This window comes from Syntrophotalea sp. (assembly GCF_050253115.1).
GTDB classification, from domain to species: domain Bacteria; phylum Desulfobacterota; class Desulfuromonadia; order Desulfuromonadales; family Syntrophotaleaceae; genus Syntrophotalea; species Syntrophotalea acetylenica.
In genome coordinates this window covers 12,940-38,850 of the sequence record NZ_JBFWJQ010000010.1, presented here as the reverse complement: position 1 = coordinate 38,850, position 25,911 = coordinate 12,940, and the positions used below count along the sequence as shown (strand labels likewise).

Genomic DNA, 25,911 nt, shown 5'->3' with positions numbered 1-25,911 from the left:
TGGTGGACATCGATCACTTCAAGGCCTACAACGATTACTATGGACATCTGGCGGGGGATGATTGCCTGCAGCGCGTGGCGCGGACACTTGAAACCGTGGTGGCCCGGCCCGGGGACCTGGCCGCCCGTTACGGAGGGGAGGAATTCGCGCTGGTCCTTCCGGATACGGATAACGGCGCAAGGATTCTCGGGGAGCGCTGCCGGGCTGCCGTGGCGGATCTCCAGATCCCCCATCAGGCCTCGCCGCTGCTGCCTGTTGTCACGGTCAGTGTCGGTGTGGCAACCGCCATCCCCAGGCCAGGGAGCACTCCCGAGGAGTTGATCGTACGTGCCGACCAGGCTCTGTATCGCGCCAAATTACTGGGCCGCAACCAGGTTGTGACGGAGCCCGTCGGGCCGTACCGCCATGCCGAGGGGGCGCATGATACCGGCAGCGTCTGATTGGCTTCGGGGCGTGCCATTGCTTCGGCGGCCAATTGGCGCTATAGTGCCGCAATGACTTCCGCTCTCCATATCGAACATCTGCATAAATCTTTTGCCGGAGCGCCCGCGGTGCGGAATCTGTCGCTGACGGTACAGCCCGGCGAGATATTCGGTCTGCTCGGACCCAATGGGGCAGGCAAAAGCACCACGATCAACATGATCAGCGGCGTTTGCCGCATCGATAGCGGCCAGGTTCTGATCTTCGGGCATGACAATCGCTCCGAACGACGCCTCACCCGTCGCCTGGTAGGGGTTATGCACCAGGAAATCGTCACCGACAATTTTTTCACCATCGACCGCGCCCTGCGGATCCATTCGGGCTATTACGGTGTGCCGCGGGATGCCGACTGGTGCGAGCTGCTCATCGAGCGGCTGGGTCTGGGACCGCATCTGCACAAGTCCATGAACAAGCTGTCCGGCGGCCTCAAGCGACGCTTCATGGTCGCGAAGGCCATGATTCACAAGCCGCGCCTGCTGATCCTTGATGAACCAACTGCCGGTGTCGACGTGGAGCTTCGGCGCACCCTCTGGGATTTCGTGCGGGAAATCAACGCTGAAGGGGTCACGGTGCTGCTGACCACCCACTATCTGGAAGAGGCCGAGCAGATGTGCGAGCGCATCGCCATCATGAACCACGGGGACCTTATCGCCCTGGAAAAAACGCAGCAGTTGCTGGCAAGGATCGAAGGCCGATACCTGCATGTCACCCTGGAGCAGCCGTTGCACGAGGTCCCCGAGACGCTCGCAGATCTGCGTCCGGCGTTGCGGGACAACGGAAGCGCGCTGCGCCTGGTTATCGATGCAGAGCAGGGGGCAGGGGAGGTGTTGCGCCGCCTTGGCGATCTCGGCATGACCGTGAGAGATATCGAAACATCGCGGCCCGGCCTCGAAGAGGTCTTCCTGCATCTCACCGGCGCAAGACCCGACAACGGACAGGCAGGTGGCAAATGATGGAGCGGTTCCGGCAACCCGAACGTTTCGTCGCCTGGCTTCCCTTTGCAACCTTGCTGCAAAAGGAGGTTTTACGCTTTCTGCGGGTCTCTTTCCAGACGCTGCTGGCACCGATCGTGACCGCCTCGCTGTATCTGTTCGTATTCGGCGCCACGCTTGGAGAGCGCATTTCGGTGCTGGAAGGATTCAGCTATGCCCAGTTCGTCATTCCCGGCCTGATCCTTATGGGGGTGATCAGCAACAGTTTCGCCAATACTTCTTCATCCCTGTTCATTTCCCGCTACCTGGGCAATATTGTTGATTTGCTGGTCACACCCATCAGCGCACCCCAGTTCATTCTGGCCTATACTCTCGCCGCCATGCTGCGCGGGCTGCTGGTCGGCACGGCGGTGCTGATCATTTCGACTTTCTTTGCCGACCTGCCCTGGCAACATCCGGCCGCCGCTTTGGCCATGGCCGCTTTGGCGAGTTTCCTCTTCGCCCAGTTCGGCCTGGTGGCGGCGATTCACGCCAATACGTTTGACGCCTTGTCGATGTTCAACAATTTTCTCATTCTACCGCTGATCTATCTTGGCGGTGTTTTCTACCCGGTTTCGATCCTGCCGCCATTCTGGGAAGGACTGTCCCGCTTCAACCCGTTACTGTACCTTATCGACGGGTTTCGCCAGGCGGTCCTCGGGGTTGGCGACGTTCCTCTGCATATGGCCTTTCTCGTCTCTTTCCTGATGGCTGCGATCCTGTTTGCGTGGGCGGCGTTTCTCATTGCACGAGGCTACAAGCTGCGCCTGTAACCCGAGCAACCTCGCCTTGCCGAAAACCCGGAACAACGGGAGATTGGTCGAGATCATGACCACGCGTGTGAAGGTCAGGATTCTCAAGGAAGGCGGCGGCGAAACCTGAAAATTGCCGGCCCGCGGCTCCTACCCCTCGCCCCTTAACGCCAGTTCGAGTTTTTCCAGTTCCAGCATGCGGTCCCGAAGCGCCGCGGCTTTTTCGAATTCCAGCTCCGCGGCCGCCGCCAGCATTTCATCCCTGACGCGAATGACCTCGGCTTTTATATCCTGGGGCGTGTGGTAATCCTCCAGCGCCTCGGCGGCCAGGGGCAGCTCGACATAGTCCTTTTCGGCGATGTCCTCGAGAATGGAACGCATCGATTTTTTGACCGTCCGCGGCGTGATGCCATGCTTCGCATTGTAGTCCAGCTGGGCGGCGCGGCGGCGTTCGGTTTCGTCGATACATCTGCGCATGGAGCGGGTGATCTGATCGGCGTACATGATAACGTGGCCCTCTACATTGCGGGCGGCCCGACCGCAGGTCTGGATCAGGGAACGTTCCGAGCGCAAAAAACCTTCCTTGTCGGCATCCAGGATTGCCACCAGCGACACTTCGGGAATATCGAGACCTTCGCGCAGCAGATTGATGCCGACCAGCACATCGAACAGCCCCTGGCGCAAATCACGCAGGATCTGCACGCGCTCCACGGTATCGATATCGGAGTGCAGGTAGCGCACCTTGATGCCGAGCTCACCGAGGTAGCCGGTAAGTTCCTCCGCCATGCGTTTGGTGAGGGTCGTAACCAGCACGCGCTCGTTGCGTTTGACGGTATGCCGGATCTCGTGGATGAGATCGTCCACCTGATCCTTGGCGGGGCGCACGACGATGGGCGGATCGACCAGCCCGGTAGGGCGGATAATCTGTTCCACCACCACCCCGTCGGCCTTGCGTAGTTCATAATCGGCCGGCGTGGCCGATACATAGACCGTCTGGATGCCCCTGGCTTCGAATTCCTCGAAGGTCAGGGGCCGGTTGTCGAGAGCGGAAGGCAGCCGGAACCCGTAACGCACCAGCGTCTCCTTGCGGGAACGGTCGCCCCGGTACATGGCGCCGATCTGGGAAACGGTAACGTGCGACTCGTCGATGAACAACAGGGCGTTATCGGGGAAATAGTCGAACAGGGTCGCCGGCGGCTGTCCGGCACGGCGGCCATCGAGAAACCGCGAATAGTTCTCGATTCCCTGGCAGTAGCCCATCTCCTCGATCATTTCGATGTCGAACATCGTACGTTGCTCGATGCGCTGGGCCTCCAGCAGCATGTCGTTGCCGCGGAACCAGACGATGCGCTCCCGCAGTTCGTCCTGGATCTCGCGGATGGCGCGATCCAGGGTCGGCCGGGTGGCGACATAGTGGCTGGCGGGGAACACCGTGGTACGCTCCAGCCGATCCAGAATCCTGCCGCGCAACGGATCGATTTCGCAGATGGCGTCGATCTCGTCTCCGAAAAATTCAATGCGCAGTGCCCGTTTTTCCTCGTAGGCGGGGAAAATTTCCACCGTATCACCGCGGACCCGGAAGGTGCCCCGGTGAAAATCGATATCGTTGCGCTCGTACTGGATTTCGATCAGGCGCTTGAGCAGGCTGTTACGGTCAAGCTGCATGCCCTTTTCCAGACGGATGAGCATACCGTAATAGGCTTCGGGTGAACCGAGACCGTAGATACAGGACACCGAGGCGACGATCAACACATCGTTGCGGCTGAGCAGACTGCGGGTGGCGCTATGCCGCATCTTGTCGATTTCCTCGTTGATGGAGGAATCTTTTTCGATGAAGGTGTCGGTGGTGGGGACGTAGGCCTCGGGCTGGTAATAATCGTAGTAGGAAACAAAATATTCGACCGCGTTGTCCGGAAACAGTTCCTTGAATTCTCCGTACAGTTGCGCCGCCAGGGTCTTGTTATGGGCCAGCACCAAGGTCGGGCGCTGCACCCTTGCCACCACGTTGGCCATGGTAAAGGTCTTGCCCGAACCGGTAACCCCGAGCAGCACCTGGTGACGGTCGCCCCGCCCGATGCCGGCAGCGAGTTCGTCGATGGCCTGCGGCTGATCGCCGCGTGGTTGATAGTCGGATTTGAGAACGAATCTGGCCATAATCGTGGAGTTTAAAACGTCCCGTGGAAAAAGAAAACCTGCTTTAACGGCAAACACACTGCGCATGACGCCAAAAAGGGCCATCCTGCCGAATGACCCTTTTCAATGCTTATGCAATATGCCTGCGGTCAGCGTACCTTCCAGGTCGTGCCCTGCGGTCCGTCCAGCAGCTGGATACCCTTGGCGGCCAGTTCATCGCGGATTTCGTCGGCACGGGTAAAGTCCTTGTTTTTACGGGCTACCTGCCGTTGGCGGATGAATTCCTCCATGTCTGCCTCGCTGTACCCCGTAGCCGTCAGGAGGGCGAGGTTCATCTGCCTGAGCCAGATGGCCGGGTCGGAGGCGAAAATGCCCAGTACCCCCCCGAGTTTCAGCAGGGTTTCGTAGAGAGCCCGAACCTCGGCGAGCTTTTCGCGATTTTTACGGAAGCCCTTTTCAGTGACCAGGCGGTTGATGGTGCGGACCGCCTCGAACAGGTGACCAATGGCGGCAGCGGTATTGAAATCGTCGTCCATCGCTTCGCGGAAGGCAGCTTCAAGGGTTTTGCCGGCCTCTGAAACGGAATCGCTTGCCGGACTGGCGTCCAGGACTTCCAAGGCGACCTGCAACGCCTCGTAAAACCGGCTAAGACCCAGCCGCGCTTCCTGCAGGTTCTGATCGGAGAAGTCGATGGGCGAGCGATAATGGGCGGTAAGGATGAAAAAGCGCAGCACCTCCGGATCGTAGCTTTTGAGAATATCCCGGATGGTGAAAAAATTGCCCAGCGACTTGCTCATCTTTTCCTGGTTGACATTGACGAAGCCGTTGTGCAGCCAGTATTTGACAAAGGGTTTGCCGGTGGCCCCTTCGCTCTGGGCGATTTCGTTTTCGTGATGGGGAAACACAAGGTCCTTGCCGCCGCCATGGATGTCAAAAGATTCGCCGAGATACTCCATCGCCATGGCGGAGCATTCGATGTGCCAGCCGGGGCGCCCCGGGCCCCAGGGGCTCTCCCAGGCCGGCTCGCCGGGCTTGGCGGCTTTCCAGAGGGCGAAATCCATGGGGTTGCGCTTCTGCTCACCGGGCGCGATACGGGCGCCGGAACGCATTTCATCCATATTGCGCTTGCTGAGCTTGAGGTAGGAGGGGAAATTCTCCACCGAAAAATAGACATCGCCGCCGGATTCGTAGGCGATGCCGCGCTCGATGAGCCTCTGAACCAGGGCAATGATGTGGTCGATATGATGGGTTGCCTTGGGCTGAACCGTCGGATCGGCGAGTCCGAGGCGCGCCATATCCTCATCAAAAGCCTGGATGAATTCGCCGGCCAGGTCATCGGACGTGATGCCCCGTTCGTTGGCGCGCTTGATGATTTTATCATCGACATCGGTGTAATTGCGCACATAGGTGACATCGTAGCCGATGAATTGCAGATACCGGTAGATGACATCGAAAACCACGTTGGCGCGGGCATGGCCGATATGGCAATAATCGTAAACGGTTACGCCGCAGACATACATGCCGACCTTGCCGGGTTGCAGCGGCTCGAAGACTTCCTTGCGGCCGGACATGGTATTGTAAACACGCAAACTCATGGTGAAGGTAGCTCCTTGGTTGGACGGGCGGGCAAGAGAGACGTCAGTCACCCCCGGCTTTGGCCCAGGAATCCCGCAGGGTCACGGTGCGATTGAAAACCGGTTTACCGGCCGTGAAATCGAAGCGGTCGGCACAGAAATAGCCAAGCCGCTCAAACTGATAACGGTTTTCTGGCTGCGCCTCGGCCAAGGACGGCTCCACCAGGCATTCGCCAAGCACCCGCAGCGAATCCGGATTGAGGTGGCTCTTGAAATCGACCTCTTTATCGCCGTCGGGGGCGGGAACATTGAACAGGCGGTCATACAGACGCACCTCGGTCTTGACGGCATGGGCCGCGGAGACCCAGTGCAAAGTCCCCTTGACCTTGCGTCCGTCGGGTGCCGAACCGCCGCGGGAGGCAGGATCGTAAGTGCAGCGCAATTCAATGATCTCGTTGCTGACCGGATCCCGCACCACCTCTTCGCAGCGAATCAGGTAAGCGTACTTGAGACGCACTTCGCGGCCGGGCGCCAGGCGGAAAAACTTTTTCGGCGGATCTTCCATAAAATCTTCCCGCTCGATATAGAGTACCCTGGAAAAAGGCACCTTTCTGGTGCCCATTTCCGGAAGGTTGGGATGATTGGGCGCCTCGAATTCGTCCACCTGCCCTTCCGGATAGTTGTCGATGACGACGCGCAGAGGATCGAGCACCGCCATGGCGCGGGGTGTTGTGCGGTCGAGATCTTCGCGCACGCAGTACTCCAGGAAGCCCATGTCGACGCAGCTGTCCTTTTTTGACACGCCGATGCGCTCACAGAAGTTACGGATCGCCGCCGGCGTGAAGCCGCGGCGCCGCAGCCCGGCAAGGGTCGGCATACGCGGATCATCCCATCCCTGGACGTATTTGCCGTTGACCAGCTCCAGCAGTTTGCGTTTGCTCATCACCGTGTAGTTGATGTTGAGACGGGCGAACTCGATCTGCCGGGGATGATGGATGCCCAGCTGATCGATGAACCAGTCGTACAGGGGACGATGCGCCTCAAACTCCAGGGTACAGATGGAATGGGTGATTCCTTCAAGGGAGTCGGATTGCCCATGGGTAAAGTCGTACATGGGATAGATGCACCACCGGTTGCCGGTGCGGTGATGTTCGGCATGCAGAATGCGGTACATGACCGGATCGCGCAGGTTCAGATTGGGCGAGGCCATGTCGATTTTTGCACGCAACACCCTGCTGCCATCCGCAAACTCGCCGTTTTTCATCGCCTGGAACAGCGCCAGATTTTCTTCCACGGAACGGTCGCGGCAGGGACTGTTGCGACCGGGCTCGGTGAGCGTGCCCCGATAGGCGCGGATCTGTTCCGCCGACAGGTCATCGACATAGGCCTTGCCGGCTTCGATAAGCCGAATCGCCCAGCGATAAAGCTGCTCGAAGTAATCCGAGGCGTAATACTCGTGTGCTCCCCAGTCGAAACCGAGCCAGCGCACGGTCTCCTTGATGGAATCGATATACTCCTGCTCTTCTTTGGTCGGATTGGTATCGTCGAAGCGCAAATGACAGCGGCTGCCTCCCGGAGCCCCGGCATAGTCCCGGGCCAAGCCGAAATTCAGGCAGATGCTCTTGGCGTGACCGATATGCAGATAACCGTTCGGTTCCGGCGGAAACCGGGTGACCACGCAGCCGTCGTTCTTGTTCTGACGCAGATCGGCATCGATAATCGCCCGGATGAAATTCGTCGGTGCAGCGGATTCCGATGCGTCGACAGCAGGTTTTGTGTGATCGGCGGTTTCCTTGGAACCCTTGTCCGACATGGGGATACCTCGTAGTACAGGAGAAAAGAATTGCAGCGGGTTAAAAAAACGACCTTCCGAAGAAAGGTCGCAAATTTACAGGCAAAAAGCAACAGGGAATTGCCCTGCAGCGATTTGCCGAAGGCGCGGTCAGTGGTTGCCCGCGACCTTGCTCAACACCACCACCGCATGGGAGCTGATCCCTTCGCCTCGGCCTTCAAAACCGAGCTGCTCGGTGGTGGTGGCTTTCACGTTGATACGGTCGCAATCGGTGCCGCAGGCATCGGCGATCCGCTCCCGCATACGCGCAATGAAGGGGGCGAGTTTGGGGCGCTGCGCAATGATGGTCGCGTCGAGATTGCCAAGAGCATACCCCTTGTCCCGTGTTAGGCGCATAACCTCGCGCAGCAGCTTGATACTGGAAATGCCCCGATAGGCGGGATCGGTATCGGGGAAATGTTTGCCGATATCTCCTTCGCCCAGGGCGCCGAGGATCGCGTCACAGATAGCATGCAGCAGCACGTCGGCGTCGGAATGCCCCAGCAAGCCCAGATGGTAGGCAATTTCCACGCCCCCGAGGATAAGCTTGCGCTCCGCAACCAACTGGTGAACGTCGTAACCGTGTCCGATGCGCATCATGCCGGGGTATCCTGGATTGTCGAGAAAAGCCCGGGCCAGCAGCAGGTCCTCGGGCGTGGTGATTTTGATGTTGCGGTAGCTGCCCGGGATGACGGCGACCCGACCGCCGGTCCACTCGATCAGCGAAGCATCATCGGTTCCCTGATAGTTTTGCTGCTGCGCAAGCCGATGAGCGTCGAGGATGGCCCCAAAGCGAAAACCTTGCGGGGTCTGCGCCTGCCAGAGATGCCGGCGATCCGGAGTCGCCTCGATCATGCCGTCTCGCACAAGCTTGATAGTGTCCTTGACGGGGACGCCAACAATCGCCGCCCCGCTTTTCTCCGCCTTTTCGATGGCGGCATCGATGAGCTCGAAAGGCAGCAACGGACGGGCGCCGTCATGGATCAGCACCACGTCATCGGGCGCCGCACCGCAAGCCAGCAAGCCATTGCGCACCGAATCCTGACGTTCGGCGCCACCAGGCACCAGGCCCCTGACCTTGCTGAAACCATAAGGGTCGATGACCTGCTGTTGGCAAAGAGGCATTTCCGCTTGCGGACAAATGACGAAAATATGATCGACGCGGGGATGGCGATCAAACAGGGCAATGGTATGACTCAGCACCGGTCGCTCGCCGAGGGGCAGGTATTGCTTGTTGACGGACGCACCCATGCGTTTTCCCATGCCGGCGGCAGGGAGCAGAACAAAAACACTCATAGCAGGATCTCGAGGCACCAGTCGCTGCCTCCGCTGGCTTGGCGGCGAGCAGGCGCAACGACCGGGATAGACGGCAGCCGGCCAATATCACCGGATGCCGGGCGACAGCTGTTGAATCGGGAACGGTCGGCAATGCCTAGTGAGTGAAGAAACTTTCAACCCGGTCGACGACCTGTTGCTCGTCCTTGCCGTCCGCCAGGGCAATCTCCTTGACGACAAGCTTGCGGGCCAGTTCCAGGACTTTCTTTTCCCCGTAGGAGAGTTCCTTCCCCTCACGGATCGCGTAAAGATCCCTCAGCACCTCCGCAACCTCAAAGACATCACCGGAGCGTATTTTTTCGTTATAATCACGCTGGCGACGGCTCCAGGATGGAAGACTGCCGTGGCTTTCGGGCTTGTCCCTGAGGATGTTGTAGACTGTCCTGACGTGGGTCTTGTCGATAAGAGACCTCATGCCTACGGTGCCGACATTATTGACCGGCACCATGATGGTCATATCGCTGTCGACAATGCGCAATACATAGAAATCCAGTATCTGACCGACGAATTCCCTTGATTCAATGGCCTCGATGACCCCGACACCTTGGGCTGGATAAACAGCCATGTCTCCGATTTTAAACAACGCAGGACTCCTTTTTGCAACAGGCTTTAACTTAACATAATTCCGTCATGACCGTCAAGAGCGGGGAGCGGTTTGGCAGAGAAGCGGTGCCTGGCTGGTACAGGGGGAAGGCAGGCGCGGGAGGAACCGGCCCCTGCTGCGAAAGCGGGCCGGGAGGATGGTTTTCAATTCAGCTGTATCAACGAAGCGTTTTTCACCTGCAGCAGATAAAGATTTTTGCGCGCCTCGCCGGTGGGTTCGAACCGGGTTTTTCCGGTAACGCCGGGATAATCCCGCACCTGGACCAGGGCGTCACGCAGGCTTTCCCGATCCGCCAGCGGATTCTGCTGCAGAAGATCCAGCAGCATATCGGCCGCATCGTAGCCCTGGGCTTCAAACAGAGAGGGTTCTTTTGCGTACCGCTGCATGTAGCGGTCGACAAATTCCCGCACCAACGAATCAGGACTGTGGCGGAAAAAACCACTGACAAAAACGCCATTTTCCAGCGAGGATCCCGCCCGAACCAGAAGATCCGGCGTATCCCAGCTGGCACTTCCGAGCAATGCGGTATCGGACAGTCCATAGAAAGGCAGTTGCGGCGCAATCAGGGCCAGCCGATCCGCGGTATCGGGAATAAACAGCGCATCCGGCCCCTTGGTTCGGGTGCTCCGCAGGGACCGGATCTGCTGGCGAAAATCCGTGGTGCGGGAGGGATAAAATACGGTGGCGACGATTTCGCCTCCCAGGTCACGAATCGCTGCAATAAACGATTTGGCCAGCTCCTTTCCCAGCCGGGTTTCGGGCGCAAGAACACCGAAAGAAGACATATTTTTCTGTTTGATGGCGTAATCGGCCAGGGTCCTGGCCTGCAGATCGGCCGTCAGGCTGTTGCGAAAAATCCAGGGCCCTGTCTCGGTCAATCCGGCATGCTGGGAGAATGACACCAACGGGACGGCTTCCAACTCGGCGCGGCGCGCCGCCTTGCTGGCTGCATTTCCCGTCAGGGGACCAATAATCGCGATTACCTGGCGGCTGGCGGCCAGCTCCGCGATGCATTGCTCGGCAACGGCAGGATCCGCGGCACTGTCGCGCACCAGAAAGGTTGCCGTGCGCTGCAGGGCATGCTCTTGCAGCGCCAGTTCCATGCCGCGCAACAGTTGCTTGCCAAACCCGGCAAACCGTCCGGAAAGCGGCAGAACAACGCCAATAGCCAGCGGCGAAGCCTTTTGCGAGAGTTGTTGGTAAAGCATCTCGGCATCGTCGCGAAAAGGGAACGCCACAGGGCTTTTCAATATGCCGTCAAGCAGGGAAAGCGCCTGGCCATGCCGACCTGCCTGGTGGTGGCGCACGGCCTGCTGCAGCAGAACATCATGTCCAAGGGGTGAGCCTTGAAACAAAAAGGCCGCTTCGGACAACTCCGAATCACTCAGGCGGCTCTCCAGAATGCCATGGGCCTGTTGCAGCAGCTGCGAAGCCACCGCGGGGTCGATATCGAGGCGCAGACGGCGCTGAATATAAAACAGAGCTTCAGCATGCTGTCCGGACTTCAGGGAAGCGTCAGCAAGTGCTGCGAGGCGCTGATGCCGCTGGCTGCCATTGAGTGCCGCTTCTTCCAGGGGGCGCAACAATTCCACTCCCGCGGAGATGCGGCTGGTACCGATTAGACCCAGTCCTTCCAGCAGGCGACTTTCCGGTGTCCGGCGCCCTTCAGGAATAGCGCCGAGGTGGGCAAGCATATCGGCCAGCTGGCCCTGACGATAATAAATGCGCGCCAGAGCCATGTGAGCCTGCCATGCATCCGGGTGCTGCGGTTGTTCGGCAACAGCCGCCTTCAAGGGTGGCATGGCGAGTTCCGCAGAGCCGGACCGATAAAGCTCCAGAGCCTGCTGCAAAGCGCTGGATGCAGACACGGCCCGACACAGCCCTCCCTGCAAAGCCGCCAGGACAACCAGAACCACTAATGAAAAAATGGCACGCCTCAACATAGCCTCAATCCGAAAAAAGATTTCGCTCCGCTGATCCGCCGCGGCGGATCAGCCAAACAATTCCTTAACCTTGGCAAAAAAGGTTTTACCCATGGGGTGGATTTCTTCGCCCCCCTCTCTGGCAAACTCCTCCAGAAGCTCCTTTTGCCGGTCGGTAAGTGACGTAGGCACCTCGACGCGCAAAACCACCAGCTGATCGCCCCGATTATAGCCCTGCAGAGACGGGAAACCATAATTCGCCAGCTTGATCACCTTTCCGGACTGGGTCCCCGCGGGAACCTTGATGTTCAGCTTTTCCGTAAGGGTCGGTACCTCCAGTTCACACCCAAGGGCGGCCTGGGGAAAGGAAATGGGAATTTCACAGATGATGTTCTGACCATCCCTTTGGAACAGCGGGTGATCCTTGACCGAAATAACGACGTACAGATCCCCCGGAGGTCCGCCATGCAGGCCGGGCTCCCCCTCGGCGGACAGCTTCAGGCGGCTGCCGGTTTCAACCCCTGCCGGGATCTTCAGAGACAATGTGCGTTTGCCCCGCACCCTGCCGCTGCCATGGCATTCGGCACACGGCTGGTCGATGATCTGGCCCTCACCGTGACAGTCGGGACAGGGCCGGGTCAAGGAAAAATAACCCTGCTGAATGCGCACCTGGCCAGCGCCCTGGCAGGTAGCGCAAACCCGCGGGCTGGTACCGGGTTTGGCGCCGATGCCGTTGCAGGTCCCGCAGGTTTGATAACGGGGGATCTGGATTTTGGTTTCCAGACCGAAAGCCGCCTCTTCAAAACTGATGGAGAGGTTGTAACGCAGGTCGTCACCCCGCCGGCCACGACTGCGCTGACCGCCACGATTCCCGAAGATATCTCCGAACAGGTCTCCGAACAGGTCTTCGAAAGGGGTTCCGCTAAAGCCGCCGGAGGAATAACTGCCTCCTCCACCGCCGCCATTCAGCCCGGCATGACCATATTGATCGTAAATAACGCGCTGTTGGGTATCGGATAAAACCGAGTAGGCTTCGGAAATTTCCTTGAACTTGTCCTCGGCCTGTTTGTCACCGGCGTTCTTGTCGGGATGGAACTGGATCGCCAGTTTACGATAGGCTTTCTTGATTTCCGTTTCGCTGGCGTTGCGATGAACACCCAGAACCTCGTAATAATCGCGCTTGCTCAACTTTGATATTCCTTATGTTTCAGCCGGCCATGAACCCTGCAACGCCTGGCGGAAAATTCCCAACGCAACAGGAGCCGGGGACAAACCCCGGCTCCTGTAAGGTTGCAGAATACTGACGGTTTACTTGTTCTTATCGTCCACTTCTTCAAACTCCGCATCGACCACGCCTTCGTCGCCGCCGCCTTGCGGGGCATCGTCCGCGGCGGTCTGCGCGCCCTCCTGGCCATGCTTGTAGACCGCCTCGGCCAGTTTGTGGGAAGCGGTAGCCAAGGCTTCGCTCTTCTGGCGAATGGCGTCGGCGCTGTCGCCGTCCATGCTTTTCTTGAGTTCCTCCAGGGCATCCTGGATATTCTTCCGGGTTGCCTCGTCCACCTTGTCCCCGTGCTCCTTGAGGGTCTTTTCGGTGGAGTAGGCGAGGCCGTCGGCCTGGTTGCGGGCTTCGATCAGTTCACGCTTTTTCTTGTCCTCGGTGGAATGGGCCTCGGCGTCCTTGACCATCTTGTCGATTTCAGAGTCGCTCAGGCCTGAAGAAGCCGTGATGCGGATCGACTGTTCCTTGCCTGTGCCCAGATCCTTGGCCGAAACATGCAGAATGCCGTTGGCATCGATGTCAAAAGCAACTTCGATCTGAGGCACACCGCGCGGCGCCGGCGGAATGCCGACCAGCTCAAAACGGCCGATGGTCTTGTTGTCGGACGCCATCTCCCGCTCGCCCTGCAGCACGTGAACCGATACCGCCGGCTGGTTATCGGCGGCGGTGGAGAAAATCTGGCTTTTTTTGCAGGGAATGGTAGTGTTTTTCTCGATCAGCTTGGTCATGATGCCGCCGAGGGTCTCAATCCCCAGGGACAGGGGGGTGACGTCCAGCAGCAGCACGTCCTTGACCTCGCCCTTGAGCACCCCGCCCTGAATCGCGGCGCCGATGGCAACAACCTCATCGGGGTTGACACCCTTGTTGGGGGTCTTGCCGAAGATTTCCTGGACTTTGGCCTGCACCGCCGGCATGCGGGTCATGCCACCGACCAGCAGCACTTCGTCGACATCGGAAGCCGAAAGGCCGGCATCCTTGAGAGCCATGCGGCAGGGTTCGACCAATTTTGCCAGCAGACTGGCACAGATGCTTTCCAGCTTGGAACGGGTCAGGCGGATGTTAAGGTGCTTGGGCCCCGACTGGTCTGCCGTGATAAACGGCAGGTTGATATCCGTTTCCATGGAGGTGGACAGCTCGCACTTGGCCTTTTCGCAGGCTTCCTTGAGGCGCTGCAGGGCCATCTTGTCCTTGCGCAGGTCAATGCCCTGATCCTTTTTGAATTCGTCGGCGACATAATCCATAATGTGCTGATCGAAATCTTCGCCGCCCAGAAAGGTATCCCCATTGGTCGATTTGACTTCGAAAACGCCGTCGCCCAGTTCCAGGATGGAAATGTCAAAGGTGCCGCCACCCAGGTCGAAAACGGCGATTTTTTCTTCGTTTTTCTTGTCCAGGCCATAGGCAAGAGAGGCGGCGGTCGGCTCGTTGATAATGCGCAGCACGTTCAGACCGGCGATCTTGCCGGCATCCTTGGTGGCCTGGCGCTGCGAATCGTTGAAATAGGCAGGAACAGTTATAACCGCATCGGTGACGGCTTCGCCGAGATAGTCTTCAGCGGTCTGCTTCATTTTCTGCAGAATCATGGCTGAAATCTCGGGAGGGCTGTATTTTTTCCCGCGCACTTCTACCCAGGCATCGCCATTATCGGCCTTGACGATAGCAAACGGGCTGACCTTGATGTCTTTCTGAACGGCGTCGCTTTCGAACTTGCGGCCGATCAGCCGCTTGATGGCGAACAATGTGTTCTCCGGATTGGTCACAGCCTGACGCTTGGCCTGCTGGCCGACCAGGCGCTCGCCACTTTCCGTGAAGGCCACCATCGACGGGGTGGTGCGGGAACCTTCGGCATTGGCGATGACCACAGGCTCTCCACCTTCCATGACAGCCACGCAGGAGTTGGTGGTGCCGAGGTCGATTCCGATAACTTTTCCCATGAGTATATATCCTCCTTTAAATTTGAATCTGGCGTTTAATTGGTGTGCAACCAGGGCTATTCGTCGGCTGCGGGGGATTTGGAAACCAGCACCAGGGCCGGACGCAGCAACCGGTCGTTGAGCAGGTAGCCTTTTTGCATTTCCTGCAGTACGGTATTGGGCGGATGCTCGGCGCTTTCCAGCTGCCCCATGGCTTCGTGCCAGGTCGGATCGAACGGTTCACCCACCGCCGCGACCGGCGTCACACCAAACTTTTCCAGCAGCTTGCGGCACTGGGAAAGGGTCATCTCAACCCCTTCCATGAGTCCCTGCACCGTTTCTTCGCTGCCGCGGGCGTGGTCGATGGCCCGCTCGAGATTGTCCACAACGGTCAGGACTTCGCGCAGCAGGTTTTCATTGGCGAACCGTACCAGATCCTCCTTTTCCCGCTGCATGCGCTTGCGGAAGTTTTCCAGTTCAGCCCGCTCGCGCAGATAGAGATCCCAGTTTTTCTGCTTTTCGGCCAACGCCTCAGCCAGTTCCTGTTGCACGGCGGCAAGCGGATCCGCTTCGGCCTGCGTGCCTTCCGGCACTGCGGCGGCGGTCTCTTCGCTCAGGCCCTGGTCCGTTTCGGTTGCCTGGTTTTTCGGTTCTGCCACGATAGTTCGTCTCCTATTCCTATTTCTATTCCTCTTCACTGTCCAGAATACTGCCGATCAGTCCGGCGGTAAAATCGACCAGCGGGATGACCGTCGAATACGGCATGCGGGTCGGCCCGATGATACCCAGGGTGCCGATGGCGCCCCAGCGGCTGGAAAACGATGCCGCAACCAGACTGCACCCCTCGATGTCGCTGTAATGATCCGGGCTGCCGATGTAGATCTGCACGCCTTCGGCCAACTGGCTTTTGTGCAGCAATTCCATCAGCAGGTTTTTCTGATCGAATGTCCGCATCAGACGCCTCATGCGGCTCAAATCATTGAATTCCGGCTGATCGAGGATATTCGATGCGCCCTCGATGTAGATCTGACCGCCGAAATCATCCTCCAAGGCCAGACATGACAGATGCAGGGCACGCCGGAGCAGGGTATCGTAGGTGGCCATTTCCTCCGCCATCTGAACCACAATGCGTTGTTTGATGTCCTGGATGGAGAGTCCGCTGTATGTCTGGTTGAGATAATTGGCCGCTTCCTGCAGCTGAGACTCGTTGAGCGGCAGATCCGACTCGATAATCTTGTGCTCGACAATCCCGGACTGGCTGACAAAAACCGCCAGGATACGGCGCGCCGAAAGTCTGACGAAGTCGATACGGCGGCAGATGGTGGTTGCCAACTGCGGCACCATGACCACCCCCGTGTAGCTGGAGGAGGTGGACAGGATGCGTCCGGCTTCACGCAACAACTCCTCCATGCGCAACCTGCGATTCCGGTAATGCTCGCGGATCGATTGCCGCTTGCTGGGCGACAGCTGCTTGATTCGAAGCAGGCTGTCCAGATAGAAGCGGTAACCTTTCTCGGTCGGTATGCGCCCGGCAGAGGTGTGCGGGGACGTCAGGTATCCCATCTCTTCCAGGTCGGCCATGACATTGCGGACCGTTGCCGGCGACAGAGGGATCGCGTGCCTGCGCGTCAAAGCCCGCGAACCGATGGGCTCCCCCGACAGGATGTAATCCTCGATGATGGCCTCAAGTATCAGCCGACAGCGTTCGTTCAACTCTTCGTTCATCGCGATACGCAATCGTAAAACAAGCCGGGGCATCCGGCTTGAAAGGACGTTAGCACTCTGACTTGTTGAGTGCTAACGGGAAACAACATAACAACGGCCCTACCCTTTGTCAAGGGCAAAGCAGGTGGAAAAACAAAGGGAAAACGCCTACAGGAAGGGGTTGATGAAATGGTCGAACAGCAGCCACCCCTGAAGGTCCAGCCGCCAACGTCCCTGGCGGCAGATCAAATGCGGACCGCAGCGTTTCACGGCAACGGGAAACGCCTCTGCGAAGCCAATCCCGAAACGCCTTAAAAACGCTGCCTCATCAATACCTTCGGCACAGCGCAGGGCAAGGTACGCGGTCTCGGCCATGGCACCGCGGCGATCGAAAGTTTCCAGTTCCACCACGGGATCCCGATGCGCGGCAAGCGCATCCCGGTACGATGTCAGATCGGCAGGTACCATGCCGCGCCAGCCCCACTGGCGGTCGCAGAAGGAGTGAGCGCCGGGGCCGACGCCAAGGTAAGCCTGGCGCTTCCAGGTAAGAAGATTGTGCAGGCATTGGCGGCCGGTTCGCCCGTAGTTTGAGATTTCATAATGCGCAAACCCCGCCGCAATCAATCGTTCATGCAGCAGCATGAAGCTTTCGGCATAGACCTCCTCGGTCGCCGGTTGCATGTGCCCCGCTTCCACCTGGCAGGCAAAGGGGGTTTCGGGCTCGATGCCCAGGCCGTAACAGGAAAGATGCTCCGGGCCAAGCTGAAGGATGGATTCAAGATCGGCCAGGGCGCCTTGGGGGGTCTGGTCGGGAAGGGCGAAGATCAGGTCGCAGCCAACATTATCGAACCCGGCCTGCCGTGCCCATCGGAAAGCAAGACGCGCTTCCGCGGCGCTGTGAATCCGGCCCAGCCGGGCGAGGTTCCTGTCGTTCAGGGACTGGACCCCGAAAGAAAGTCGATTGATACCGGCACCGTGATAACCCAGCAACTTGCCGGCGGTGACCGTGCCCGGATTCGCCTCCAGGCTGATTTCGGCGTCGCGGCTCAGACCGAACAACCGATCGGCATGCTGCAGAATCAGGCCGACGGCGCGCGGCGGCAGCAGCGAAGGCGTCCCGCCGCCGAAAAAAACGGTCGAGAAAGGTCCCTGCCAGCGGTCGCGATGTCTTTCCTGCTCGAGATGGGCAATAACCAGCTGGGGGAAGCCTTCAAGCTGTGAAGCATTCAGAGGCAGGGAAAAAAAGTCGCAATACGGACACTTGCGAAGACAGAACGGTACGTGGATATACAGAGACGTCACGGCAGAACAATCCGCTTCCGAAAGCTCAGTCGATGACCCAAACCGCCAGACCTTCGCTTTTCTGAATCAGGTCCCGGGAAACACTGCCCAGAACCATCTGCTTCATTTTGGAAAGGCCCCGCCGGCCCACCACCACGGTATCACAGCCAAAAGCCCGGGCTTCATCGGCAATATCCTGGGCAATGCCGCGCCGCAGCGGCTTGGCGAGCACTGTCAGGCGCTCGGCGGGAAGCTGCTGTTCGGCAAACATTTGCGCGGCTTGGGTCAAAACTTTTTCCACCTCGTTCTGCTCCTGCAGGTGATCCTCGTCGCCCTGCGATTGACGCGTTTCGGGCTTGACGGTGTCATCCGGTTTTTTTTCGCTGCTGGGGACGCCGGTAAGAACCGTGAACAGAATGACCTGGGCATCGGGAAGGTGCGGCACAATCTCCGCCGCATAGCTGGCAGCCCGCATCGATAGCGGAGAACAGTCCAGGGCCACAAGCAGCTTTTTCATGTTGAAATCGTTCCTTTCGATTGGCCTCGCCACAGCGGCGGAAACTTTTTGGCGCAGGTCGTCCGCAACCCCGCGGGACCGTCGGCACAGAGCTAGGCGATAAAATACAACAAGGAGGTGGCGGCAAGAAAAATAACGGCCAACAGCACGCCGACCCCTACCGGGTAGGTACCGAGCCTGCTGCGCTGTCGGATGCGTTGTTTCGTGCCGGGCGATAGGTCCTGAAAACCCATCAGCCGGTTCAGAATTCGAAGGCAGCCGATTTGCACGTTGCCTCCCGGTTCTTCAAAGAACCTTGCAGACAAGGCCGTCATGCGGGTAATGAAAAACCGCTCGCAGTGAGCATTCAGTCCATTGAACAGGCGATCAACGCCCCGGTACAGCATGAGACCGCCGCGTCGATAAAACCAGTCCACATCAAGATTGGTCGCGGCTTTCTCAAAGGGATAAATACGCCAGCGGCACAGCAACCAAAAGCCCAGGCCGGCAAAACACAGCAACTGCAATTTGCTCAGGACATGCGCTGGCGTATAAAGTTCGTAGACGGCGGGATAGGGCATGATGCCGAACAGAAGTTGCGGTCGCAGCCCAAGCAGCACACATAGAAAAGCCGTTGCAGCCATGGCCAGCAGCATGTGCGGCGGCGCTTCCCGGATTTGTACTTTTGCCTCTGCGCCGAAAAAGATCCGGTAGGGGATCTTGACCCCCGCATAGAAAAAGGTTCCGACCGAAGCGGCTGTCAACACCAGCCATACCAGGGGGCGATGACTGTGGGTTACCGCATCCATGATGATTGATTTGGTCACAAAACCGCTGAACAGGGGAAACGCCGAGATGGACGCGGAACCGACCAGACAGCATATGACGGTACCGGGCATGCTGCGGTAGAGACCGCCAAGTTGCGAAGCATTGCTTGTCCCGGTTCGGAAGACAACAGCCCCCAGGACCATAAAAAGCAGACTCTTATAAAGGATATGCGCGAAGGCATGGCAGACGGCGCCGTTGATGGCCATATCGCTGCCGATGCCGATGGCCACCACCATGTAACCGACCTGACTGATGAGGCTGTAACACAGAACGCGACGCAGGTCGTTCTCGATCAGTGCATACAGCACGGGAAAGGCCGCCATAAGAGCGCCAATCCAGACCAGTTCTTCGATACCGGCAAAGCAGCGGGCCAGCACATACACCGCGCTTTTGGTGGTAAAGACACTGAGAAAAACGGCACCGGCGACCGTCGATTCCGGGTAGGCATCGACCAACCAGGCATGCAGCAGAGGCCAGGCGCAGTTCAGGCCGAAGCCAAGAAAAATCAACACGGCCCCTGGCGCGTCAAGTTGCAGGGGCCCCAGGGCAAGATCGCCACCGGCGCTGCGATGCAGCAAAATGCCCGACAACAGGCAAAGCCCACCGGCGACATGCACCAGCATATAACGCACTGCCGCCTCTCGCGATCGGCGCGTACGGCGCGCAGCAATCAAAAAGGTGGCGGCAAGGGTCAGGGTTTCCCAAAACACGAACAGGGTGATCAGATCCCCGGCGAAGGTTACCCCCTGCGCCGCACCGGCATACAGCAGGCCAACCGCATAATGACTGCGCTCTTTGTGGTGAAAAGAAAACAGTACGCCAAGCAGACAGGCAAGATAAAACACATAGCCGAATATCCGTGACAGGGCGTCGATACGGGTGGTTAACAGGTTGAGCCCAAAAAAAGAAACCTGGCCGAAATTACCTTCGGGTGCCGCCCACAGCAACAACAACCCCGCCAGAGGAGCGGCCAGAGCCGCTATCCTCAGAGCTCGGCCCTGAAACAGCGTCGTCAGCAGGGCGCCCGCTACCAGGATCAGCGCCGGCGGCAAGACAATACTAGCGATCATAATACTCCTCGTCCCGCATCACCAGGGGCCGCAACAGGAATCTGGCGATCAATGCCAAAGACACAACCGTAACCAGTCCAAATGCGGCAGAAAACCCGCGCCAGCCGTCCCAGGGGAAAAAAGCGTGCGAATGCATCCTGAATTCCAGCAACAGCAGGGAAATCAACCACAGACCGTATCCCCACAACATGAGCCTGCGGTCACCCGACAAATGGCTACGCTTTTCCTGGCGCATGGTCACCCTCCGGCCAGCGTCTGTCGCACCAATTGCAGCAACAGACCGGGAAAGAAAAAAAGTCCTGCCGATACCAGAGCTGTTGTTACCAGGGGGATCAGGCAGAACAGGGGTGCTTCCTCAACAGCCGCAACGGTTGCGAGACGGGGGGCCTCGGCAAAAAACCCACGGTAGACGATGGGCAGAAAATAGGCGGCATTAAGAAAGGAGCTGACCAGCAAAACCAGCAGCAAGATTATCTGTCCGGTCTCGATGGCTCCGGTCAGCAAATGCCACTTGCTGATAAAGCCCCCCAAAGGTGGCATTCCGATAATGGACAGGGCCCCGAGCAGAAAAGCACCGTAGGTTACAGGCATGCGCCGCCCCAGTCCATCCATCTCGCTGATGTACTTCTTGTGGCTGGCGACGTAGATGGCGCCGGCGCAGAAAAACAGGGTAATCTTGCCGAAGGCGTGCATGGCAATGTGCAGCAGTCCCCCGGTCATGCCGGCCGCCGACAGCATGCCCGCGCCAAGCACCATGTAGGATAACTGGCCGATGGTGGAGTAGGCCAGGCGCCGTTTGAGATTGTCCTGCGTCAGGGCCACCAGCGAAGCGACGAGCACGGTAACCGACGCCAGAGACGTGATGATAACGCCGAGGTCGAGATTTCGCAGCAGATCGGGGCCGAATATGTGCAACACGACTCGCAGGATGGAGAAGACACCGACCTTGACCACCGCCACCCCGTGCAGGAAAGAACTTACAGGCGTCGGCGCGACCATGGCGGCCGGCAACCAGCCATGCATGGGCATGATGGCCGCCTTGGCGAAACCAAGGACAAACAATACCAGAAGCAGCGTCAGGGTAGCAAAGGAGGCTTGGCCGGCGAAAATGCCGCCGGCGGTGAAATCGAGTGTTCCGGTCGTCGCATAGGTGATGAGCATCGCCGGCAGCACCAGACCGATGGAGGTGCCGAGAATATAGGTCAGGTATCGACGTCCCGAGGACCGGGCCTCCCCGTTGCGCTCATGGGTCACCAGGGGGTAGGTGGCGAGGGACAGCATCTCGTAAAAAAGATAGAGGGTCAGCAGGTTGGCAGCAAAGGCGACGCCGATGGTCGCGGCGATAGCCAGAGCAAAAGCGGTAAAATAGCGGGTCTGGTCATGTTCCTTCAAGGCCCGCATATAGCCGATGGAGTAAAGGGAGGTGCAGATCCACAGGAACGAGGCAACAAGAGCAAAGTAAATGCCCATTGCGTCCACCCGCAACTGGATTGGCACACCGGGCAACACCTCGGCCAGCGTAAAGACAAACCCCTGGCCCGACAGTACCGCGGGAAGCATGGCGGCAATCAACAGAAATTTGGTGATGCCGGCCAGCAATGTCCAGAACTCGCGCAGGTTCGGCCTGCCATCCGACAAAAAAATGGGAACGGCGGCCAGCAAGGAGACCCCGACGGCCGCCAGGGGCCATGGGGAAGACTGATAGATCATGATCGTTTCGGCTTTCCTTGGTATATTTCTTCAGGGAGCGAACCCCGGCGGCAGAGCCAGGCGAATTACGTTCTCGATCAGCGGTCCGCAGCCGAAACCGAGAGCCAGCAACGCGATCGCGGATATCAGCAGGGGGCTGAGCATGGGCAGCGGGGCTTCGCCGGAACCTTGTTGCGTGGTAGCCTGCAAGCCTGCAACCGGCTGAAAATAGGCCAGCTCCATAATGCGGAAAAACAGCACCGCATTGATCAGGCTGCTGATCAGCAGAGCCGTCATGAATTCCCAGTGTCCGGCCCGCACCGCACCCAGAATCAAATACCATTTGCTGAAGAAACCACAGGTTGGGGGCACGCCGATCATGGAAAGAGCCCCGACCGTAAAAGCGGCCATGGTCAGGGGCATGCGGCGATACAGGCCATGCAGCCGATCGAACTCCAGGCTGCCGGTGCGATACAGAATGGCCGCTGCCGCCAGAAACAAGCACAGGGTCATCATGGCGTCGTTGACAATGTGCAAAATGGCGCCGGTCATGCCGGTGCCGTTGGCCAGCCACACGCCTCCCACCATGTAAGCGACTTCAGCAACCAGAATATAGGTCAGCATGCGACGCAGATCCCGTTGCGCCAGCGCCAGGCTGGACGCGCACAATATCGCCAGGGATGCGGCCCAGACGATCAGGGACTGAACCCCGGCATGCTGAATGAATTCATATCCGGGGGAGAAAATCGAGAACATGACACGGATCATCAGATAGACGGTGACCTTGGTCATCAGCGGCGCGATCATCACGCCAGCTCCGGTCGGCGCCTGGCTGTAGGCGTTGGGCAGCCAGACATGCAGGGGGAACAGGGCCATCTTCACCCACAGGCCCACCATCAGAAACGCAAAGGCGGTGGCAACCGCGGCCGGCGCGTTGAGCCCCGGCAGGATGCCCGCGATATCGGCCATGTTCAGAGTGCCGGTGAGGATATAGAGGTACCCGACACCGAGCAGATAGAAGCAGGCACCGATCGACCCCATGATTATATAATTGAAACTCGCCAGCGGCGCCCTGTCGGGTCCCATGGCGATGAGGCCATAGGTGGTGATGGCGGTAATCTCGAGCAATACGTAGAGATTGAAGGCATCGCCGGTCTGGACCAGGCCGAGCAAGCCGGCCACCAGAATCATGTACAGAGTGAAAAACAGATGTTCCCGCCCCGGCAGTTCGTTCTGAACGCTTTTCAGGGCACTGCAGGTGGCGAGCAGCGCCACGGAAGAAACCAGCAGCAGCATCAAAGCGCTCAGCGGGTCTATGACAAGTTCGATGCCGTAAGGAGCCTGCCAGTTTCCGACCGTGTAGCGGTACGCGCCATCACGCAGCACCCTCAGCAATGTCAGCAGGGCGCCGAAAGTCGAGAACCCGAGGGCGGCAAGGATCAAAGGTCCGATCCAGGCGCGGGAAACACGACCGAGAAGATTAACGGCAAAAGCTGACAACAGAGGCGCCGCCAATATGTAGAGATGCATGTTTGGCGTGTTCATTGGCCGATTTTCTCCAGAATTTCGTCCTCTTCAAGGGTGCCGAATTTCCGATGGATACGGATCATGATGGCCAATGCCACCCCCGTGACGCTGACGGAAACGACAATCGCCGTCAGCATCAGCACATGGGGCAGGGGATTGAGTATGCGGCTGGCATCAACACCGTGTAGCATGACCGCATGCTTGTCGACGATGGGAATTCCGGCGCCCCGTTTGCCGCCAATGGAGACATAAAAAAGGATTATGGCGGTCTGGAAGATGTTCATGCCAAGCAGTTTTTTCACCAGATTGCGTTTGCCGATCATGGCATAAAAACCGATCATCATCAGCACCACGTAAATCCAGTAATTGTACTTGGCGACGATTTCCGACAGCAGCTGGTCCATATCAGAGCCCCTCATCCATCTCGCCGCCGGAACCAAGGTCCCAGAACAGCGATGCCATGATGCACATCACCGCGATGCCCACGCCCAGTTCCACCAGGAAAATGCCCATGGAGCGCCAGGCAACCGGCCCCAAAGGCAGGATCCTGTCCAGCGCGCTGTAATCCAGAAACAGCCCCCCGGCCAAAGCGCAGAGCAGGGCGACGCCGGTATAGATCAGGACCCCGACATTGCTGAGCACGGCATTGACCCGCACCGACAGAAACCGCAGGGAGGTGCGAAGATCGAAGGCCAGGGCCAGCAGGATGAAAGACGATCCCAGTATGACCCCCCCCTGGAAGCCCCCACCCGGACTGTAATGACCGTGAACAATGACATACAGACCGAACAGTTGGATGAAAGGCACCAGCAGCCTGACGGCGGTGCGTACGATAAGGTCTTCGCCGGCCAGCCGGTCCCGGGTCCGTTCCTGAAGCAGTTTCATGTTTTTTGTTTCCGCAGCACGCATATCACCGCCAGACCCGCGCAGTAAATAACCACCGTCTCGAACATGGTGTCGTAGCCGCGATAATCGCCGAGAATTGCGGTGACAATATTGGGAACGTGGGTTTGCTTGACCGCCTGCTGGATGTAAACCGGCGACACATGGCGGCTGGCGGGCGAAGCTGCGTCTCCCCAGGCGGCAAAATCCCGGGTACCGTACAGCAGCACGATGCCGGTTGCCAGGGTGGCGAGAAAAGCGAGTGTTTTCAATCCTTGCTCCTTCTTGTTGTGCGCAGGATGGCGGCGATAAACAGGACGCTGCTGACCCCGGCGCCGACCGTCGCTTCGGTAAAGGCCACGTCAACGGCGCCCATTTCCGCCCAGAGAAGACACATGAGAAAACTGTACACGCCGAAAATCACCACGGCGCCAAGCAGATCACGGGTATTGATGGCGGCCACGGCGCAGATGACCACCAGCGCCAGAATGAACAGGTCCAGCTCCCAGATCATTGCGGTTCATCCTTTTTGGTCCAGGGCTCCATGCCGATAATCAGAGCCGCCTCGGTGACCGCGTGGGTGGCGGTAGGGCTGGCGACGAACACGAAGGCCGCAATAGCCAGAATCTTGAGGCTTACCAGCAGATTGGCCGGCGAAAAGTCGACCAGGTTGTACAGAGCGACGCCGGCAATCACCAGCACAGCAGCCAGGGAATCGCATTTGCCCGCCGCGTGCAGCCGGGTATAGAAATCAGGAAAACGCAACACCCCGACTACCCCCACGGCAAAGAAAAAGATGCCGGCGACAAGCAGAAAACCCGTGATCCAGAGCACTTCCGATCTCCTTTCGAAAGGCTAGTCACCCGGCATGTGCTTACGGCGCAGAAAATATTTGGCCGCACCAAGGGTGGCGATGAAATTAAGCAGGGCATAGGCGATGGCGATATCTACAAACATCGCAACATTGCGGTAGAGCACGCCGATAATAAGCAGCAAAACCGTGGTTTTGGTGCCGATAACGTTGCCGCCGAGAATGCGGTCGAAAACCGTGGGCCCGCCAACGACCCGCACCAGACAAAGGGCCATCAGCAAAAGCAGGACGATGCCGCAGCCTAAAAAAAGATATTCCATCATAGGGTCGACTCAAGAGCCCGACCGACGCGACGCTCCATTTCACCAGGCAGGGAAGCGGCGGCATTGCGGGTCAGGGCATAAACGGTGAATTCATCATCGTGAATATTGACGGTGATGGTGCCCGGAGTCAGGGTGATCGACTGGGCGAAGGTCACCTTGGTTATCGGGCGGCGAAGAAAGGTCTTGAAACGGATCAAACGTGGATCGATGAGGTCATACATGCGGGGATGAAGAACGATATAGGCCACCTCAAGGTTGGCCAGGACAATCTGCCAGAACAGCCAGGGGCAATACAGCAGGATGCCGATGGTGCCTCGCAGCCAACGGCGTTTTTTTTCACCGTAAAACAGCAGCTTATGGCTTAGCAGGGTAACCAGCAAGCAACTGAGAACTCCCAGGGAAAAATGGAAGGCATCGAACATGCCCGACAGCATCGCCCAAAAGGCGAGCATGGTGAAAAAAGTCGCGACCCTGGTCATGGAACAACTTTCCGGAAGGAGGTTCCG

General features: G+C 58.5%; 26 protein-coding genes. 3 read left to right on the top strand and 23 right to left on the bottom strand.

The genetic code is table 11. The features are described 5' to 3' along the window. From AB7E65_RS02350 to AB7E65_RS02340, 3 genes are all read left to right on the top strand, one after another. A partial coding sequence (locus tag AB7E65_RS02350; RefSeq protein WP_428745197.1) for a diguanylate cyclase occupies window positions 1–440 on the top strand: 440 nt, incomplete at its 5' end. A 54-nt stretch (window positions 441–494) separates the two neighbouring features. Then, window positions 495–1,433: an ABC transporter ATP-binding protein gene (locus AB7E65_RS02345; RefSeq protein WP_072288063.1), complete on the top strand. Its 939-nt coding sequence runs from the start codon at window positions 495–497 to the stop codon at window positions 1,431–1,433. Beyond that, window positions 1,430–2,224, top strand: coding sequence for an ABC transporter permease (locus tag AB7E65_RS02340; protein WP_072286618.1), 795 nt, complete (start codon window positions 1,430–1,432; stop codon window positions 2,222–2,224). The genes AB7E65_RS02345 and AB7E65_RS02340 overlap by 4 nt, the downstream gene beginning before the upstream one ends. A gap of 129 nt (window positions 2,225–2,353) precedes the next feature. Here the strand turns inward: AB7E65_RS02340 and uvrB are convergent, their stop codons facing one another. From uvrB to AB7E65_RS02225, 23 genes are all read right to left on the bottom strand, one after another. Next, window positions 2,354–4,357, bottom strand: a complete 2,004-nt coding sequence (uvrB, locus tag AB7E65_RS02335) for an excinuclease ABC subunit UvrB (RefSeq protein ID WP_320360741.1) — start codon at window positions 4,355–4,357, stop codon at window positions 2,354–2,356. A gap of 128 nt (window positions 4,358–4,485) precedes the next feature. Beyond that, window positions 4,486–5,931 carry a cysteine--tRNA ligase gene (gene cysS, locus AB7E65_RS02330; protein WP_072286617.1) on the bottom strand — a complete coding sequence of 482 codons (1,446 nt, stop codon included), beginning with the start codon at window positions 5,929–5,931 and terminating at the stop codon, window positions 4,486–4,488. 43 nt (window positions 5,932–5,974) lie between these two features. Beyond that, window positions 5,975–7,723, bottom strand: coding sequence for a glutamine--tRNA ligase/YqeY domain fusion protein (locus tag AB7E65_RS02325; protein ID WP_428745196.1), 1,749 nt, complete (start codon window positions 7,721–7,723; stop codon window positions 5,975–5,977). 129 nt (window positions 7,724–7,852) lie between these two features. Beyond that, window positions 7,853–9,037: a 2-C-methyl-D-erythritol 4-phosphate cytidylyltransferase gene (gene ispD / locus AB7E65_RS02320; protein WP_428745195.1), complete on the bottom strand. Its 1,185-nt coding sequence runs from the start codon at window positions 9,035–9,037 to the stop codon at window positions 7,853–7,855. Window positions 9,038–9,173: 136 nt separating this feature from the next. Continuing rightward, complete coding sequence (locus AB7E65_RS02315) at window positions 9,174–9,659, bottom strand: CarD family transcriptional regulator (RefSeq protein ID WP_235605480.1); 486 nt, start codon at window positions 9,657–9,659, stop codon at window positions 9,174–9,176. Between the two features lie 164 nt (window positions 9,660–9,823). Beyond that, window positions 9,824–11,623, bottom strand: a complete 1,800-nt coding sequence (locus AB7E65_RS02310; protein ID WP_428745194.1) for a penicillin-binding protein activator — start codon at window positions 11,621–11,623, stop codon at window positions 9,824–9,826. 48 nt (window positions 11,624–11,671) lie between these two features. Further along, window positions 11,672–12,790, bottom strand: a complete 1,119-nt coding sequence (gene dnaJ, locus AB7E65_RS02305; protein WP_145926392.1) for a molecular chaperone DnaJ — start codon at window positions 12,788–12,790, stop codon at window positions 11,672–11,674. Window positions 12,791–12,910: 120 nt separating this feature from the next. Next, entirely contained in the window at window positions 12,911–14,815 is a 1,905-nt protein-coding gene (dnaK, locus tag AB7E65_RS02300; RefSeq protein WP_072286612.1) for a molecular chaperone DnaK, read from the bottom strand. 56 nt (window positions 14,816–14,871) lie between these two features. Next, window positions 14,872–15,453, bottom strand: coding sequence for a nucleotide exchange factor GrpE (grpE, locus tag AB7E65_RS02295; protein ID WP_320360746.1), 582 nt, complete (start codon window positions 15,451–15,453; stop codon window positions 14,872–14,874). 25 nt (window positions 15,454–15,478) lie between these two features. Next, window positions 15,479–16,519, bottom strand: a complete 1,041-nt coding sequence (gene hrcA / locus AB7E65_RS02290; protein ID WP_072286610.1) for a heat-inducible transcriptional repressor HrcA — start codon at window positions 16,517–16,519, stop codon at window positions 15,479–15,481. A 147-nt stretch (window positions 16,520–16,666) separates the two neighbouring features. Beyond that, window positions 16,667–17,800 (bottom strand): radical SAM family heme chaperone HemW, encoded by a 1,134-nt coding sequence (hemW, locus tag AB7E65_RS02285; protein ID WP_320360747.1) that lies wholly within the window; start codon window positions 17,798–17,800, stop codon window positions 16,667–16,669. Between the two features lie 25 nt (window positions 17,801–17,825). Next, window positions 17,826–18,296 (bottom strand): universal stress protein, encoded by a 471-nt coding sequence (locus tag AB7E65_RS02280; protein WP_072286608.1) that lies wholly within the window; start codon window positions 18,294–18,296, stop codon window positions 17,826–17,828. 92 nt (window positions 18,297–18,388) lie between these two features. Next, window positions 18,389–20,173, bottom strand: a complete 1,785-nt coding sequence (locus AB7E65_RS02275; RefSeq protein WP_072286607.1) for a Na(+)/H(+) antiporter subunit D — start codon at window positions 20,171–20,173, stop codon at window positions 18,389–18,391. Next, the gene (locus AB7E65_RS02270; RefSeq protein WP_320360749.1) at window positions 20,163–20,408 is read right to left on the bottom strand and encodes a hypothetical protein; all 246 of its coding nucleotides are present in this window, start codon (window positions 20,406–20,408) and stop codon (window positions 20,163–20,165) included. The genes AB7E65_RS02275 and AB7E65_RS02270 overlap by 11 nt, the downstream gene beginning before the upstream one ends. A 2-nt stretch (window positions 20,409–20,410) precedes the next feature. Beyond that, window positions 20,411–21,883 (bottom strand): monovalent cation/H+ antiporter subunit D family protein, encoded by a 1,473-nt coding sequence (locus AB7E65_RS02265; RefSeq protein WP_320360750.1) that lies wholly within the window; start codon window positions 21,881–21,883, stop codon window positions 20,411–20,413. Between the two features lie 30 nt (window positions 21,884–21,913). Then, complete coding sequence (locus tag AB7E65_RS02260) at window positions 21,914–23,407, bottom strand: proton-conducting transporter membrane subunit (RefSeq protein ID WP_428745193.1); 1,494 nt, start codon at window positions 23,405–23,407, stop codon at window positions 21,914–21,916. After that, a complete protein-coding gene (locus AB7E65_RS02255) occupies window positions 23,404–23,793 on the bottom strand; it encodes a cation:proton antiporter subunit C (protein ID WP_072286604.1) in 390 nt (129 codons plus the stop codon). The genes AB7E65_RS02260 and AB7E65_RS02255 overlap by 4 nt, the downstream gene beginning before the upstream one ends. 1 nt (window position 23,794) lies before the next feature. Continuing rightward, entirely contained in the window at window positions 23,795–24,274 is a 480-nt protein-coding gene (locus AB7E65_RS02250) for a Na(+)/H(+) antiporter subunit B (protein WP_320360752.1), read from the bottom strand. After that, a complete protein-coding gene (gene mbhE / locus AB7E65_RS02245) occupies window positions 24,271–24,543 on the bottom strand; it encodes a hydrogen gas-evolving membrane-bound hydrogenase subunit E (protein WP_428745192.1) in 273 nt (90 codons plus the stop codon). Before mbhE ends, AB7E65_RS02250 begins: the two co-directional genes overlap by 4 nt. Then, window positions 24,540–24,785, bottom strand: coding sequence for a Na(+)/H(+) antiporter subunit B (locus AB7E65_RS02240; RefSeq protein WP_072286603.1), 246 nt, complete (start codon window positions 24,783–24,785; stop codon window positions 24,540–24,542). The genes mbhE and AB7E65_RS02240 overlap by 4 nt, the downstream gene beginning before the upstream one ends. Next, window positions 24,782–25,105, bottom strand: a complete 324-nt coding sequence (gene mnhG / locus AB7E65_RS02235) for a monovalent cation/H(+) antiporter subunit G (protein WP_072286602.1) — start codon at window positions 25,103–25,105, stop codon at window positions 24,782–24,784. The genes AB7E65_RS02240 and mnhG overlap by 4 nt, the downstream gene beginning before the upstream one ends. 21 nt (window positions 25,106–25,126) lie before the next feature. Beyond that, window positions 25,127–25,405 (bottom strand): monovalent cation/H+ antiporter complex subunit F, encoded by a 279-nt coding sequence (locus AB7E65_RS02230; protein WP_201257974.1) that lies wholly within the window; start codon window positions 25,403–25,405, stop codon window positions 25,127–25,129. Next, on the bottom strand, window positions 25,402–25,884 hold the full coding sequence (locus AB7E65_RS02225) for a Na+/H+ antiporter subunit E (protein WP_072286601.1): 483 nt from the start codon (window positions 25,882–25,884) through the stop codon (window positions 25,402–25,404). The genes AB7E65_RS02230 and AB7E65_RS02225 overlap by 4 nt, the downstream gene beginning before the upstream one ends. Window positions 25,885–25,911: the final 27 nt, after the last annotated feature.

Coding starts and splice junctions, on each gene's coding strand:
- AB7E65_RS02265 (WP_320360750.1), bottom strand. CDS start 21,883: ATGATCTATCAGTCTTCCCCATGGCCCCTGGCGGCCGTCGGGGTCTCC.
- AB7E65_RS02345 (WP_072288063.1), top strand. CDS start 495: ATGACTTCCGCTCTCCATATCGAACATCTGCATAAATCTTTTGCCGGA.
- cysS (WP_072286617.1), bottom strand. CDS start 5,931: ATGAGTTTGCGTGTTTACAATACCATGTCCGGCCGCAAGGAAGTCTTC.
- AB7E65_RS02230 (WP_201257974.1), bottom strand. CDS start 25,405: ATGATGGAATATCTTTTTTTAGGCTGCGGCATCGTCCTGCTTTTGCTG.
- AB7E65_RS02225 (WP_072286601.1), bottom strand. CDS start 25,884: ATGACCAGGGTCGCGACTTTTTTCACCATGCTCGCCTTTTGGGCGATG.
- AB7E65_RS02250 (WP_320360752.1), bottom strand. CDS start 24,274: ATGAAACTGCTTCAGGAACGGACCCGGGACCGGCTGGCCGGCGAAGAC.
- AB7E65_RS02275 (WP_072286607.1), bottom strand. CDS start 20,173: ATGATCGCTAGTATTGTCTTGCCGCCGGCGCTGATCCTGGTAGCGGGC.
- hrcA (WP_072286610.1), bottom strand. CDS start 16,519: ATGAACGAAGAGTTGAACGAACGCTGTCGGCTGATACTTGAGGCCATC.
- AB7E65_RS02270 (WP_320360749.1), bottom strand. CDS start 20,408: ATGCGCCAGGAAAAGCGTAGCCATTTGTCGGGTGACCGCAGGCTCATG.
- AB7E65_RS02240 (WP_072286603.1), bottom strand. CDS start 24,785: ATGATCTGGGAGCTGGACCTGTTCATTCTGGCGCTGGTGGTCATCTGC.
- AB7E65_RS02340 (WP_072286618.1), top strand. CDS start 1,430: ATGATGGAGCGGTTCCGGCAACCCGAACGTTTCGTCGCCTGGCTTCCC.
- AB7E65_RS02255 (WP_072286604.1), bottom strand. CDS start 23,793: ATGGACCAGCTGCTGTCGGAAATCGTCGCCAAGTACAATTACTGGATT.
- dnaK (WP_072286612.1), bottom strand. CDS start 14,815: ATGGGAAAAGTTATCGGAATCGACCTCGGCACCACCAACTCCTGCGTG.
- AB7E65_RS02325 (WP_428745196.1), bottom strand. CDS start 7,723: ATGTCGGACAAGGGTTCCAAGGAAACCGCCGATCACACAAAACCTGCT.
- uvrB (WP_320360741.1), bottom strand. CDS start 4,357: ATGGCCAGATTCGTTCTCAAATCCGACTATCAACCACGCGGCGATCAG.
- ispD (WP_428745195.1), bottom strand. CDS start 9,037: ATGAGTGTTTTTGTTCTGCTCCCTGCCGCCGGCATGGGAAAACGCATG.
- AB7E65_RS02260 (WP_428745193.1), bottom strand. CDS start 23,407: ATGAACACGCCAAACATGCATCTCTACATATTGGCGGCGCCTCTGTTG.
- AB7E65_RS02310 (WP_428745194.1), bottom strand. CDS start 11,623: ATGTTGAGGCGTGCCATTTTTTCATTAGTGGTTCTGGTTGTCCTGGCG.
- AB7E65_RS02280 (WP_072286608.1), bottom strand. CDS start 18,296: ATGAAAAAGCTGCTTGTGGCCCTGGACTGTTCTCCGCTATCGATGCGG.